13 protein-coding genes and 3 pseudogenes are annotated in these 12,952 nt (G+C 69.2%); 7 read left to right on the top strand and 9 right to left on the bottom strand.

What is annotated here, in order from left to right:
- The 5 genes from C7H75_RS02555 to C7H75_RS02535 form a co-directional block, all read right to left on the bottom strand.
- Positions 1 to 522 (bottom strand): 3-hydroxyanthranilate 3,4-dioxygenase, encoded by a 522-nt coding sequence (locus tag C7H75_RS02555; RefSeq protein WP_005515895.1) that lies wholly within the window; start codon positions 520 to 522, stop codon positions 1 to 3.
- Positions 519 to 977, bottom strand: coding sequence for a RidA family protein (locus tag C7H75_RS02550; protein ID WP_005515897.1), 459 nt, complete (start codon positions 975 to 977; stop codon positions 519 to 521). The genes C7H75_RS02555 and C7H75_RS02550 overlap by 4 nt, the downstream gene beginning before the upstream one ends.
- Positions 974 to 1,753: a 2-keto-4-pentenoate hydratase gene (locus C7H75_RS02545; RefSeq protein ID WP_005515899.1), complete on the bottom strand. Its 780-nt coding sequence runs from the start codon at positions 1,751 to 1,753 to the stop codon at positions 974 to 976. Before C7H75_RS02545 ends, C7H75_RS02550 begins: the two co-directional genes overlap by 4 nt.
- 19 nt (positions 1,754 to 1,772) lie before the next feature.
- Positions 1,773 to 3,248 carry a 2-hydroxymuconic semialdehyde dehydrogenase gene (locus C7H75_RS02540; protein WP_084961615.1) on the bottom strand — a complete coding sequence of 492 codons (1,476 nt, stop codon included), beginning with the start codon at positions 3,246 to 3,248 and terminating at the stop codon, positions 1,773 to 1,775.
- A 105-nt stretch (positions 3,249 to 3,353) separates the two neighbouring features.
- Entirely contained in the window at positions 3,354 to 4,166 is an 813-nt protein-coding gene (locus tag C7H75_RS02535; protein WP_233281910.1) for a TetR/AcrR family transcriptional regulator C-terminal domain-containing protein, read from the bottom strand.
- 60 nt (positions 4,167 to 4,226) lie between these two features.
- On the opposite strand from C7H75_RS02535, the gene C7H75_RS02530 reads away from it, so the two are divergent.
- Entirely contained in the window at positions 4,227 to 5,984 is a 1,758-nt protein-coding gene (locus C7H75_RS02530) for a DEAD/DEAH box helicase (RefSeq protein ID WP_106850910.1), read from the top strand.
- Positions 5,984 to 6,550 carry an SWIM zinc finger family protein gene (locus tag C7H75_RS02525; protein WP_106850909.1) on the top strand — a complete coding sequence of 189 codons (567 nt, stop codon included), beginning with the start codon at positions 5,984 to 5,986 and terminating at the stop codon, positions 6,548 to 6,550. The genes C7H75_RS02530 and C7H75_RS02525 overlap by 1 nt, the downstream gene beginning before the upstream one ends.
- Before the next feature lie 34 nt (positions 6,551 to 6,584).
- On the opposite strand, the gene C7H75_RS02520 is transcribed toward C7H75_RS02525, so the two are convergent.
- Positions 6,585 to 7,370: an MBL fold metallo-hydrolase gene (locus C7H75_RS02520; protein ID WP_106850908.1), complete on the bottom strand. Its 786-nt coding sequence runs from the start codon at positions 7,368 to 7,370 to the stop codon at positions 6,585 to 6,587.
- Between the two features lie 126 nt (positions 7,371 to 7,496).
- Entirely contained in the window at positions 7,497 to 8,261 is a 765-nt protein-coding gene (locus tag C7H75_RS02515; RefSeq protein WP_013414728.1) for an SDR family NAD(P)-dependent oxidoreductase, read from the bottom strand.
- Between the two features lie 131 nt (positions 8,262 to 8,392).
- Between C7H75_RS02515 and C7H75_RS02510 the strand changes: the two genes are divergently transcribed.
- Positions 8,393 to 9,043: a TetR family transcriptional regulator gene (locus tag C7H75_RS02510; RefSeq protein WP_069854754.1), complete on the top strand. Its 651-nt coding sequence runs from the start codon at positions 8,393 to 8,395 to the stop codon at positions 9,041 to 9,043.
- A gap of 47 nt (positions 9,044 to 9,090) precedes the next feature.
- On the opposite strand, the gene C7H75_RS02505 is transcribed toward C7H75_RS02510, so the two are convergent.
- On the bottom strand, positions 9,091 to 9,561 hold the full coding sequence (locus C7H75_RS02505) for a RidA family protein (RefSeq protein ID WP_106850907.1): 471 nt from the start codon (positions 9,559 to 9,561) through the stop codon (positions 9,091 to 9,093).
- Between the two features lie 5 nt (positions 9,562 to 9,566).
- On the bottom strand, positions 9,567 to 9,698 hold the full coding sequence (locus C7H75_RS26075; protein ID WP_217451368.1) for a DUF4177 domain-containing protein: 132 nt from the start codon (positions 9,696 to 9,698) through the stop codon (positions 9,567 to 9,569).
- An 11-nt stretch (positions 9,699 to 9,709) separates the two neighbouring features.
- Between C7H75_RS26075 and C7H75_RS26125 the strand changes: the two are divergent.
- From C7H75_RS26125 to C7H75_RS02490, 4 genes and pseudogenes are all read left to right on the top strand, one after another.
- A pseudogene (locus C7H75_RS26125) lies at positions 9,710 to 10,000 on the top strand (transglycosylase domain-containing protein); the annotation flags it as partial.
- Positions 9,980 to 10,294 (top strand): annotated as a pseudogene (locus C7H75_RS02500) (ArsA family ATPase); the annotation flags it as partial. The pseudogenes C7H75_RS26125 and C7H75_RS02500, both read left to right, overlap by 21 nt.
- A gap of 71 nt (positions 10,295 to 10,365) precedes the next feature.
- Positions 10,366 to 11,406 (top strand): ATPase BagA, encoded by a 1,041-nt coding sequence (gene bagA / locus C7H75_RS02495; protein WP_005515912.1) that lies wholly within the window; start codon positions 10,366 to 10,368, stop codon positions 11,404 to 11,406.
- A 33-nt stretch (positions 11,407 to 11,439) separates the two neighbouring features.
- Positions 11,440 to 12,888: pseudogene (locus C7H75_RS02490) on the top strand (transglycosylase domain-containing protein); the annotation flags it as partial.
- Between the last annotated feature and the right edge of the window lie 64 nt (positions 12,889 to 12,952).

Here is a 12,952-nt window from a genome sequence, read left to right as displayed (position 1 = left end):
TCAGCCCTTCCCGGGGTGCAGGGTGCCGCAGTTGTCGCACGTGCGGGCCTGCTCGTCCTCGTAGAACTGCACGAACACCGGCGGCAGGTCGGCGACGATGTCGCGCACCTGCAGTTCGATCTCGTGGATCAGGTTGTTGCACTCGAGGCAGTACCACTGGAACTTCTCGAGGGTGCCCTCGCGGCGCACGCGCTCGATGACCAGTCCGATCGAACCCGCGGTGGGACGCTGCGGCGAATGCGGCAGATTGCCGGGGAGCAGCCAGGTCTCACCCTCCCGGATGTGCACGCGCTGCGGGCCGTCCTCGGTCATCACGTCCACGTGGATGTCGCCCTCGATCTGGTAGAACCACTCCTCGTACGGGTCGAGGTGGTAGTCGGTGCGCTGGTTGGGTCCGCCGACGACCTGCACGATGAAGTCGTCGCCCAGCGCCATCGTCTGGTTGTTGACCGGCGGCGCGAGCAGGTGCCGATTCTCGGCGATCCACTTCTGGAAGTCGATGACGGGCGGGATGACGGTCATGAGCGGTCCTCCGAGTCGGCGGTGTGGGTACGGCGGTGGGCGGGCACGTATGCCACGCCCTGGATCTCGATGAGCAGGTGCGGATGCGGAAGCTGGTGCACCGCAACCGTGGTGCGGGTGGGACCGGTCTCGTCGAACAGCTCGGCGTACACCTCGTTGTATCCGCCGAAGTCGTTCATCGACACGAGGTACGACGTGACCTGCACGAGATCGCTCAGATCCGCGCCGACCTCGGCGAGGATCGACCGGATGTTCTCGATCACCGCACGCGTCTGGGCGCGGATGTCGAGGTTCGTCGTACCCATCTCGTCGACCTCGACGCCGACGAACGTGTTGTCCGGCCGGCGCGAGCTGGTCCCGGAGACGTAGACGAAGTCGCCCGCGACCTTGACGTGCGGGAAGCGCCCACGCGGTGTCGCGAGGCGTTCGATGACCTTGGCTGCGTTGTCGCTCATGCGATTCCCTCCACGGTGACGCTGCCCAGCGCCGCGATCTCGCAACGCGCGACACCGGCCGACAACGGGATGGCGGCGGTCGCGGCGCCCGCGAGGACGACGTCGCCGGCACGCAACGGGATACGCCGACGTCGGCACATGTCGAGCAGCGCGTGCAGCGCGTTGACCGGATCGTCGAGGATCGCGGCGGTCGAGCCGTCGACGGCCTGCCCTCCGGCCTCGAGGCGCACCGCGAGGTCCCCGGCGGACCGCATGGACTGCCACGGTCCGATCACGTACGCCGCTGCGGACGTGTTGTCGGCGACCACGTCGGTGTAGGTGAACCGGAAGTCCCGGTAGCGGGAGTCGATGATCTCCATCGCGGGAGCGACCGCGTCGACGCAGGACTCGATGTCGACGGCGGGGTCGTCGAGATCGATGTCCCGCGCCAGTCGGTACGCGACCTCGGGCTCGATCTTCGGGTGGATGAACCGGTGCAGATCGACGCGGCCGCCGTCCTCGACGCACATCGCATCGGTGAGCCGGCCGACGATCACGTCGGACACCCCCATCTGGGCCATCTTCGCCTTGCTCGTGAAGCCGAGCTTGACGCCCACGAGGGTCTCCCCGCGGCCCAGGCGCCGAGCGACCAGCGCCTCCTGGATGCGGTAAGCGTCGTCGATACCGAGCTCGACGTCGTCCGCGAGGCTCAGGGTGTCGTGCACCCCCGCCTGCGCATCGTCGAGACGCTCGGCGAGCGATTCGATCTCGTTGCTGCTCAATACATTCGATGTCACTGTTATCGACTCCTGTGGGTTACAGCGCCACGCACACGTTGGTGGGCTCGGTGTAGAAGTGCAACGACGATTCGCCGCCTTCGCGCCCGATGCCGGAGAGCCCGACACCGCCGAAGGGAGATCGCAGTTCGCGCGTGAACCAGGTGTTGACCCAGGAGATTCCGACGTTCATCTTCTGCGCGACACGGTGTCCGCGGCGCAGGTCGTTGGTCCACACCGACGCGGCCAGTCCGTACTTGGTGTCGTTGGCGAGGGCGATCGCTTCCGCCTCGGTGTCGAAGGGCACCAGCGCGGCGACGGGCCCGAAGATCTCCTCACGCAACACGGGATCCTCGTTGGTCAGCCCGGTCCACAGGGTGGGCTCGACCCACGAGCCGAACGCGAACTCCTGCCCCAGATCCGGGATCCCGCCTCCGGTGAGGACTTCGGCGCCGGCCTGCTCGGCCATCTTGAAGAAGCTCATCACCTTGTCGCGATGCCCCTGTGAGATCAGCGGCCCGGTGGTGGTGCTCTCGTCCTTCGGATCGCCCAGACGCAGCTGCCGGGCCCGCTCGACGAGACCGGACGCGACGTCGTCGAAGATGGAGCGGTGCACGTACACCCGCTCGGTGCACAGGCACACCTGGCCGGTGTTCGTGAAGACGGACTTGGTGAGCCCGGTGAGCGCCTCGTCGAGGTCGACGTCGTCGAAGACGATCGCCGCATTCTTGCCGCCGAGCTCGAAGGACACCGGGCGCACGCGCGGTGCGACGGTCTTCATCACGTGCGAGCCGGTCGCGGAGGATCCGGTGAAGGTGACGCCGTCGATCCCGGTATGGGTCGTGAGGTACTCACCGGCGGAGTTGCCGCCGAAGCCGTGCACCACGTTGTACACGCCGGCAGGCAACCCCACTTCGGCCAGGACCTCCGCGAGCAGCGTCGCGGTGGCGGGAGTCTCCTCGCTGGGCTTGACCACCACGGCGTTGCCACACGCCAGAGCGGGCGCCACCTTCCAGGTGAGCAGGAGCAGCGGCAGATTCCACGGCACGATCACCGCGACCACCCCGAGCGGTTTGCGGACCGCGTAGTTCAGCGCCTGCCGCCCGCCCGCCAGATCGGTCATGAACGATTCCTGGCCGGCGGCGGCCGCGACGTCGGCGAACGTCCGGAAGTTGGTGAGCGCCCGCGCCACGTCCAGCTCCCGCGCCTGGGTGATCGGCTTGCCGGTGTCCGCCATCTCGGCCGCGACGAATTCCTCGAAGCGCTCCTCGATACGGTCCGCGGCACGGCGCAGCAACGCGGTGCGCTCGCGGACCGGGGTGTCGGCCCAGCCGTTGTCGAGGGCCCGGCGTGCGGCGTTCACGGCGCGATCGACCAGCGCCTGGTCGGCCTCGTGCACCTGGGCGAGGACCCGCCCGGTCGCGGGATCGACCTGGTCGAATCCGCGTCGCGGATCGGGGTCGACGAAGGTGCCGTCGACGAAGTTACGGATCCAGCCGTCGAGGGTTGAAGTCATGGCTCAATCGTCGAGCCCGAATCCATACCGAACAAATGCCAAAATGGCCTTCCGCCATGCCCTCATCGACATACGTCCCGGCAGGACGATCGAACAGCAGGCCCTTCAGCGCTCCGACAGCTCACTCATGATCCCGTCCAGCAGTTTCGCGAGCCCGAACTCGAACGCCCCGTCCGGATCCGCGGGCGCCTGGTACAGCTCGCCGACCGCGGAACCCACTCGTGACGACACCGGGAACAGGTCCGGCGGTACCGCCGCGGCGAACATGGGCCCGTGCACCTCCCACCACTGCTCGTCGCTCAGCTGCCGGGCGGCGTCCATCGCCGCGACCGCGACGCGGGCGTTGCCGGTGGCGAACTCCGACAGCACCGCGATCACCCGGTCCATCGCGACGTCCGACAGGCCGATGCCCTCGATGGCGGCCAGCTGCAGTTCGTAACGCCGCATGCTCCCGGGTCCGAGAACCAGCCGCCAGGGCGGCACTTCCAGGAGCCACGGGTGCGCGATGATTTCGGCACGGATCCGGCGGGCGATGACGGCCATCCGTTCACGGGGCGGGAGCGCGCCCGGGATCGGGGCGTCCTCGCCCGCGACCGTATCGACCATGAGGACCGTGAGGGCATCCTTGCTGGGAATGTAGGTGTACAGGCTCATCGGTCGCAGCCCCAACTCGGCGGCGACCGCGCGGATGGACACGCTCGCGTAGCCGTCCCGATCCGCGAGGGCGACGGCCGCGTCGACCACCGCGTCGACGCTGACGGCCTGCTTGGGGCCGCGTCTGGTCGGCCGTGGCGGCAGGTGGTGACGCCACAGCAGGTCCACCAGCTGTCTCGCCTGCTCAGCGGCACTCTCTTCGCTCACGGAGGCCCTTCGGAACAAATCCAGTACGGTGTACGTTGTCAGAACTCCGTACACCATACGCCACATGGAGGGGTTCCCCTGCTCAGCACACAGGCCACCTATCTGCCGGATCGACACATGTTCGCGCTCTGGACGTGGGCGGGCCGCGCCGCCGGCCGGGCCCCCGGCGTACCCGGCGACCGCGAAACCCTCACGCTCGCGCTCCCGGTAGGGGTGGGGGGCGCGCTCGAGCCCGCAGAGGTGGATGCCAGGCTCGTGGAGGTTGCTTCCCTCGGTGATCTGACCGTCGAAGCGGCGGGCGAATCGGTGGCGCTCTGGCGGGACGCGGTGCGCGCCGCCGAACTCCCGGCCGACGCGGACGGCACGACACCGCCGCTGCCCATCGCAGCCCATGCGGTGCCTAACGCCTCCGGCACCGCGATCGTGTCGGCCGGTCACGCCTACCGCGTGTTGCGCGCGGCCGAAGCCGTCGCCGCGGAGTTGGGTGCGAGCCTGCAGGCACAACTGCGGCCCTATCAGGCCCGGGGCACAGCCTGGCTGCGGGAGACCGTCCGGACGCACGGTGGAGCGGTGCTCGCCGACGAGATGGGACTCGGCAAGACCGTGCAGGCAATCGGCTTCCTGCTCGGCCGGGCGGAGACCGAACCCCAGCTCGTGGTCTGCCCGACGTCACTGGTGGGCAACTGGACGCACGAAATCGGGCGGTTCGCGCCGGGACTGCACCCGGCGGTGTGGCGCGGCGGGAACATCCCCGACGATCCGGGAACCGTTGTCGTCATGGGCTACCCGACTCTGCGAACACACGCCACCACGCTGGCGGGACAGCGCTGGCGCACGGTGGTCTTCGACGAGGCGCAGGCGCTGAAGAACCCGCGCACCCAGATCTCCAAGGCCGCACGGGCCCTGGACAGCGCGGCCAAGGTGGCGCTCACCGGCACGCCGGTGGAGAACCACCTCGACGAGCTGTGGGCGCTGGTGAACCTGGTGTCCCCGGGCGCGCTCGGGCATCGGGCACAGTTCCGGCGACGGTTCGTCCAGCCGGTCCGGGAGGGCTCGGTGGCAGCGGCGGCCCGCCTGCGCGACACGATCGAGCCGATCGTGCTGGCACGCAGAAAGGTTCAGGTCGCCGTGTCGCTACCGCCCAAGATCCACAACGATCTGCTGTGCGATCTCACAGCCGAGCAGGAGGAGATCTACGACGTGTTGCTCGCGGAGGCGGTCGACGACGGTTTCGGCGCCGGTATCGAACGTCACGGCCGCGTTCTCGCGGTGCTGACCGCACTGAAGCAGGTCTGCAATCATCCAGGACTGATCACCGGCGAGATGGACTCGCTGGCAGGCCGGTCGGGCAAGCTCGACCTGTGTACCGACATCGTGGCCACCAACATGGAAACCGGCAGTCCGACACTGATCTTCACCCAGTACCGCCGGACCGGCGAGATGCTGGTGCGTCATCTCGCCGAGCAGTTCGACGTCGTCGCCCCCTTCCTGCACGGTGGGCTGGGACAGTCCGAGCGTGCCGAGATCGTGTCCCGGTTCCAGTCCGAGGACGGGCCACCGGTACTGGTGCTGAGTCTGCGCGCGGCGGGCACCGGGCTGACCCTGACCCGTGCCGCGGACGTCGTGCACTTCGACCGCTGGTGGAATCCGGCCGTCGAGGCGCAGGCGTCCGACCGCGCGCACCGGATCGGTCAGACCCGGACGGTCACCGTCACCACACTCACCTCGACCACCACCGTCGAGGAGCACATCGCCGGCATGCACGGTCGCAAGGCGGCGCTCACGGACCTCGAAGATGCGGCGGGCATCGCGGCACTCGCCGGCCTGGACGACGACCAGTTGATCGAGATCCTGCGCCGCAAGAGGGAGAAATGATGGCGGACAACGAGTTCGGTTACACCCTCTGGGGACGGGACTGGGTGCGGCTGGCCCAACCGCTGCGCCAGAGCGAGTCAGTGCGCCTGCAGCTGCCGCGCGCCCGCAGCCTCGCTCGCAACAACCTCGTGCAGGCCACGGTGGAGGGTCGGGTCGTGCACGCTTCCATCCATCGCGGCGGCGCGGCGTCGGTGACACGACTCGAGGTGGCTCCGCTCGACAGGGCGTCGATCACTGCGGTGTCGGAGATCGCGCCGGACACCGCGATGCTCACCGACGACACGTATCGCGCGATCGTCTCGGCAGGCATCACCCTCGCGCCGGTTCTCGTCGACACCGACTGCTCGTGTTCGGCGCGCACGGCGACCTGCCTGCACGTGCTCGCGGTCCTCTACGAGATCGCCCGCCGAGTGGACGAGAATCCGCGACTCGCTCTGGATCTGCAGGGTTACGCGACCGCGGCACCGAGCGATTCGGAGAGCGCCGGGCCTCCCGCGCGCTGGACTCCCGTCGCTTCGCTGGATCCGGCCACGTTCTTCGGAGCCCGCTCGTCTGTCTCGCGCTGAGCGGGAGGACACCGCGAGTACGGCGCGCTGACCGTCAGCCGCGCAGGTACTCCAACTGCACGCGCACCGACTGCTCGGCCGCCGGCCACAACGTCTCGTCCACGTCGGTGTAGACGTGCTCGACCACCGCGCGGACGTCGGCATCGGCGCCGAGCGCGTCGAGCGCACCGCGGACCTGGGCGAGACGCTCCTCCCGGTGGGCGAGGTAGTACTTCGCGACCGCTTCGAGGTCGGGCAGTTCCGGGCCGTGCCCGGGCAGGACGGTGCGCCCCGGTCCGAGGTCGATGAGCGTCTGCATCGACGCCAGGTAGTCGCGCAGGTTGCCGTCCGATGCGTCGAGAACCGTGGTGCCGCGGCCGAGGATGGTGTCGGCGGTGAGCACCGATCCCTCCCCCTCGATCACGAACGACACCGAGTCGGCGGTGTGTCCCGGTGTACGCAGCACCCGCAGGGTGAGCCCGGCGGCCTCGATCAGTTCGTCGTGGTCGAGACCGCCGCCACCGCCGCGCCGGAACTCCTCGTGCACGGCACGCACCGGCGCACCGGTCAGTTCGAAGAACCGGTCGATGCCACCGGTGTGGTCGTGGTGACGATGCGAGATCAGCGTCAGCACAACGGTCCCGACGCCGGCGACCCGCGCCAGGTGGTCGGGGTCGTCGTCACCGGGGTCGACCACGATGCACTCGTCGCCTCCCGGGACCCGCAGGATCCAGGTGTTGGTGCCGTCGAGCGAGTACATGCTCGGATTCTGCTCGAGCATGACGGCGGCGACGGGCGTGACCTGGCGCAGCTGGGCGTACGCGGGGTGCTGGAGCGTCATGGGCGCGCCTTTCGTGACGGACCGACAGCGGACCCGGAGAATCCGGGCACTCGAAACCGACATCACTGTACGACTTCGGACCGCTGCCGGTCGCGCCACCCGACACCTGGTGCGGCGCAGGTGCACTCACATATGGGTGCCGCCGTCGATCCGGATCTCGGTGCCGGTGACGAACTTGCCGTCGTCGGAGGCCAGCATCGCGATCACGCCGGCCACGTCCTCCGGCGGCGCGAAGCCCTCGCCGATCCACGGGTACAGCTTGCCGATCAGGCTCGGATCGACACCCTCGGGGAAGCCCGGGTCGCTCGTCATGCCGGACGCGATGCTGCCGGGTTCGACGGCGACGGCGCGTAGACCCTGCTTGGCGTACTCGAGCGCGATCGCGTGCGTGAAGGAGCGGATGCCGCCCTTGGTGGCGGCGTATGCGGCCATGTACGGGTGCGCGAAGTGCGCGGACGTGGAGCTGAAGTTCACCACGACGCCCTTGCCCGACTCGAGCAGCGCGGGCAGCGCCTCGCGGGTGACCAGGAAGGTGCCGGTGAGGTTGACCCCGACGACCTTGTTCCAGAAGTCGAGGGTGGTCTCGTGCGTGTGCGAGGCGCGCAGGATGCCGGCTGCGTTGACCAGGACGTCGAGTCCGCCGAGCGTCTCGACGGCACCGCCGATGTTCTCCCGCACCGAGTGCTCGTTCGAGATGTCCACGACCGTGGTGGTCAACCGTTCCGCGGTGCCGGCCGCGACGGCGCGCTCACGCGTCACTTCCAGCCCGGCCTCGGACACGTCGGCGCCGACGACGGTGCCGCCTTCCTCGAGGATGCGGGCGACGGTGGCCTGACCGATGCCGGACCCGGCTCCGGTGACGAGGACTCGGCGGCCTTCGAATCGCTTCATGTTCTCTCCTGTTCGCTTACAGTGGTGTGGTGCAGCCCACTGGCACAGTAAGCCTTTATGGCACGTTGTGTCACGCAGTAGTTCCGAACAGAACCGGTAGTCTGCGATTCGATACGAGCGGAGGACCCGATATGACCGGCCTGCAGCCCGTGCCGTCGTTGACCGAGCGACGCAAGGCCGCCACACAACTCGAGATCTCCCGGCGCGCGGCCGAACTGTTCTCCGCGCGGGGTGCGTCGGCGGTGACCGCGGAAGAAATCGCGGCTGCGGCCGGCATCGGACTGCGCACGTTCTACCGCTACTTCCGCACCAAGGAAGAGGCCGTCGCACCCCTGCTCGCGGGCGGCGTGACCGGCTGGATCGCCTACCTCACCGAGGACTCGGACCCTGCTGCCGGGTCGTCGGTGCGCGACGCGATCGAGAGCGCGACCCGACGCGCCCTCACCCCGGCCGACGACGTGGCCGAGGAGATGCTGCACTGGACCCGCGGGCTCCTGCGGACCGTGCACGACGAACCGGGACTGCACGCGGTGTGGCTTCGGGTGCAACACGATTCGGAGGAGGGGTTGGTCGGCGCCCTCGCGACGCGGATGGACCCGGACGCGGACCCCATGGTCGTCCGACTCACCGCCGCGGCCGTGAACGCCGCGATGCGCATCGCGGTCGAGACGTGGGCGGCAACCGACGCACCCACCACCGGACCGGGCGGTCCCGCGGATCTCGCCGAGCGGTGCATGCGCACACTGCTGGACCATCCGGCACTGGCCGTCGAAAACAACTGAGCCGCATCCCCTTTCCGGGGATGCGGCTCAGTCGGCGTGGGGCGCGCTCAGCGCACCTCGGCGATGATCTCCACCTCGACGGGCGAGCCGAGCGGCAGTTCCGCCACACCGACGGCCGAGCGGGCGTGGATGCCGGCGTCGCCGAAGACCTCACCGAGGAATTCCGAGGCACCGTTGATCACCGCGGGCTGGCCGGTGAACCCCTCGGCCGAGGCGACGAAGCCGACGACCTTGACGATCCGCACGATCGCGTCGAGTCCCACGAGCGCGTCGATCGCAGCGAGCGCGTTGAGCGCACACGTACGCGCGGCGTTCTTGGCATCGGCGTCGGACACGCCCCCGCCGAGCTTGCCGGTGAGCGGCAGCTTGCCGTCCACGAACGGCAGTTGGCCGGAGGTGTAGACGTGATCTCCGGAACGGACCGCAGGCACGTAGGCCGCGACCGGGGCCGCGACGGGCGGCAGTTCGATGCCCAGCTCGGCCAGTCGCGCGGTCCAGGACTGTGCAGTGTCGGTCACCCGGGTCAGCCCTTCGGACGCTTGAGGTACGCGACGTGCTGCTCGCCCGTCGGGCCGGGCAGGACGGTGACCAGCTCCCAGCCGTCTCCACCCCACTGATCGAGGATCGCCTTCGTCGCGTGCGTCAGCAGCGGCACGGTCGCATACTTGGCAGGGCACGCTGCGCGCGGCGATGACCAACACCACCAGCGGTGAGGTCCAGCAGGGCGCATCGACCATCGACCAGCAGTACGTGAAGAACTACCAACTCCTGGTCGTCGCGCGGAACGACGCCGAACGCCGCGCCGCGATCGAGACCACCCCGGCCCGCAAGATCCGCGAGATCCGGATGGCCCTCACCCTCGACAAGAAGCTGACCAAGGACGAGATCCTCACGCGCTATCTCAACCTCGTCCCGTTCGGAAACGGCTCGTTCGGCGTGCAGGACGCCGCACAGACGGTCCTGACGGACCCGAAGACCCGGATCGTCGTGTGCTGCGGCGCGGGCGGTGTGGGCAAGACGACCACCGCCGCGTCGATGGCTCTGCGCGCCGCCGAGCAGGGTCGACGCGTCGCGGTGCTGACGATCGATCCGGCTCGCCGGCTCGCTCAGGCACTCGGGGTCCAGGACCTCGACAACGAGCCCCAGCTGGTGCAGCTCGCCCCCGGCTCCACCGGGGAACTGCACGCGATGATGCTGAACATGCGGCGCACGTTCGACGAGATGGTGCTCGAGCACTCGTCACCCCCCAGGTAGTCAATTCGCTCATGACGCTGAGCCTATCCCCCGCACATTCCTGCCCTCCGACTTATAGGCTCGTCCCCGTGGCAGCACCGACAGACACAGCCGCGCAGGAGCGGCCCGACGCCGAGGGGCAGGCCTGGCCGCCCGTCGCCGACGCGGCGCGCCTGCATTTCGTCTCCGGTAAGGGCGGGACCGGGAAGTCCACCGTGGCCGCGGCACTGGCGCTCGCGCTGGCCGCCGGGGGCCGACGCGTCCTCCTGGTCGAGGTCGAGGGTCGGCAGGGCATCGCGCAGCTGTTCGACGTGCCCCCGCTGCCGCCGCAGGAGACGAAGATCGCGACCGCCGAGGGCGGCGGCGAGGTGTTCGCGCTCGCGGTGGATCTCGAGACCGCGTTCCTCGAATACCTCGACATGTTCTACAACCTGGGCTTCGCGGGCCGCGCGATGAAGAAGATCGGCGCCGTCGAGTTCGCCACGACGCTCGCGCCGGGCCTGCGCGACGTGCTGCTCACCGGCAAGATCAAGGAGTGCGTGGTTCGCACCGACAAGGCCGGCCGCCCGGTCTACGACGCCGTCGTCGTCGATGCGCCCCCCACCGGCCGGATCGGCAAGTTCCTCGACGTCACCCGCGCGATGTCGGAGCTGGCGAAGGGCGGGCCGATCCACTCGCAGAGCCAGGGTGTGGTGCGGCTGTTGCACTCGGAGCAGACCGTCGTGCACCTGGTGACGCTGCTCGAGGCGCTGCCCGTGCAGGAAACCGCGGATGCGGTGACCGAACTGCGCGCCGCCGACCTCCATCTCGGGACGGTGATCGTCAACCGCAACGACAGCCGGTTCCTGCCGCGGGAGGCACAGGCCGACGCCGCGAAGGGACGGATCGACGCCGACGCGGTCCGATCCGGGCTCGCGACCGCCGGGATCGAGCTGTCCGACGACGACTTCGCGGGGCTGTTGACCGAGACCATCGAGCACGCGGCCACCTTGGCCGCGCAGGACGAGAGCGCAGATCGACTCGACGAGGTGAAGGTGGCCCGCATGCATCTGCCGGCACTGGTGGACGGCGTCGACCTCGGGGGGCTCTACGAGCTGGCCGAGCGGCTGACCGAGCAGGGCGTGCGATGAACCCGCCGCGGAAGGCACCGGCCCTCGATCTGCTTCTTCTGCGACTACGCGCTGCAGTACCTCGCCGCGTCCGGCATCAGCCGCGAGCAGATCAACAAGGGCGGCTACACGATCAAGACCACCCTCGACCCGGTCGTGCAGGACTCGGTGAAGAAGGCTCTGGTCAAGAACGCAGACCCCAAGCTCGACGGCATCGCGAACGTCATGAACGTGGTGCAACCGGGCCAGGATCAACACCGCGTCCTCGCGATGGGGTCCAGCCGCACGTACGGCCTGGACACCTCCAACGAGGAGACCGTCCAACCGCAGCCGTACACGCTCGTCGGTCACGGCGCCGGCTCGATCTTCAAGATCTTCACGACGGCCGCAGCGATGGAGAAGGGGCTCGGCACGAGCGCCGTCCTGGACGTCCCGCAGCGCTTCGAGGCGCGCGGCATGGGCAACGGCGGCGCCCGCGGCTGCCCCGCCGCCACCTACTGCGTCCAGAACGCCACCAACAACTACCCGGCGAAGATGTCGGTGACCGACGCGCTCGCCCAGTCACCGAACACGGCGTTCGTCAAACTGATCCAGTCCACCGGCGTCACCCCCACCGTCGACATGGCGGTGCGACTCGGCCTGCGCTCGTACACCGCCACCGGCTCGTCCGGTTTCGGTGACCAGAGCATGGCGGACATGCAGAAGTCGCAGAACCTCGGCTCGTTCACCCTCGGCCCCACATGGGTCAACCCGCTCGAACTCGCGAACGTCGCAGCCACCCTCGCCTCGCACGGCAAGTGGTGCCCGCCCACTCCGATCGACTCGATCACCGACCGCGAGGGCAAGCCGGTGTCGCTCACGCAGCAGGCCTGCGAACAGGTGGTCGACCCCGGTCTGGCTGACACGCTCGCGGTGGCGATGAGCAAGGACGACGCCCCCGGCGGCACCTCGTTCGGCGCCGCGAGCGCAGCGGGCTGGAAGCTGCCGATGTCGGGCAAGACGGGTACCACCGAGTCGCACATGTCCTCGGGCTTCCTCGGCTTCACCAACAACTTCGCCGCGAGCGTCCTCGTCTACGGTGACTCCCCCACTCCCGGCGAGATCTGCTCCGGCCCGCTGCGCCCGTGTGGGGACGGCAACCTGTACGGCGGTACCGAACCGGCCCGCACGTGGTTCGACGCGATGATGCCGGTGGTGGGCAACTTCGGTCCCACCACGCTGCCGGCCGTGGACGACAAGTACGTCCGGGGATCCCAGAACGCCCAGGTGCCCGAGGTCGTCGGGATGACCCAGGACGCAGCGGCGGCGGCGCTGAAGGCGGCCGGGTTCGCGGTGAACCCGGTGAGCACCAAGTCGGACGCGCCGAAGGGCAACGTCACCGGCAGCGCGCCGTCCGGCCTGGCGGTTCCGGGCTCGGCGATCACGATCTACGTCAGTGACGGTTCGGTGCTGGCGGCGCCGCCCGGTTCGGCCGCACCGCGCACCTCGACGCCCGGCGGCTAGATCCACACCGCGACGGTTTACGGTTTCCGCGCGCGGGGTATCCATCCCTCTGTGGGGACCCGCC

This window comes from Rhodococcus (subgen. Prescottella) equi (assembly GCF_003013675.1).
GTDB classification, from domain to species: domain Bacteria; phylum Actinomycetota; class Actinomycetes; order Mycobacteriales; family Mycobacteriaceae; genus Prescottella; species Prescottella equi.
The sequence above is the reverse complement of the archived record's forward strand: the minus strand, read 5'-3'. Positions and strand labels throughout refer to the sequence as shown.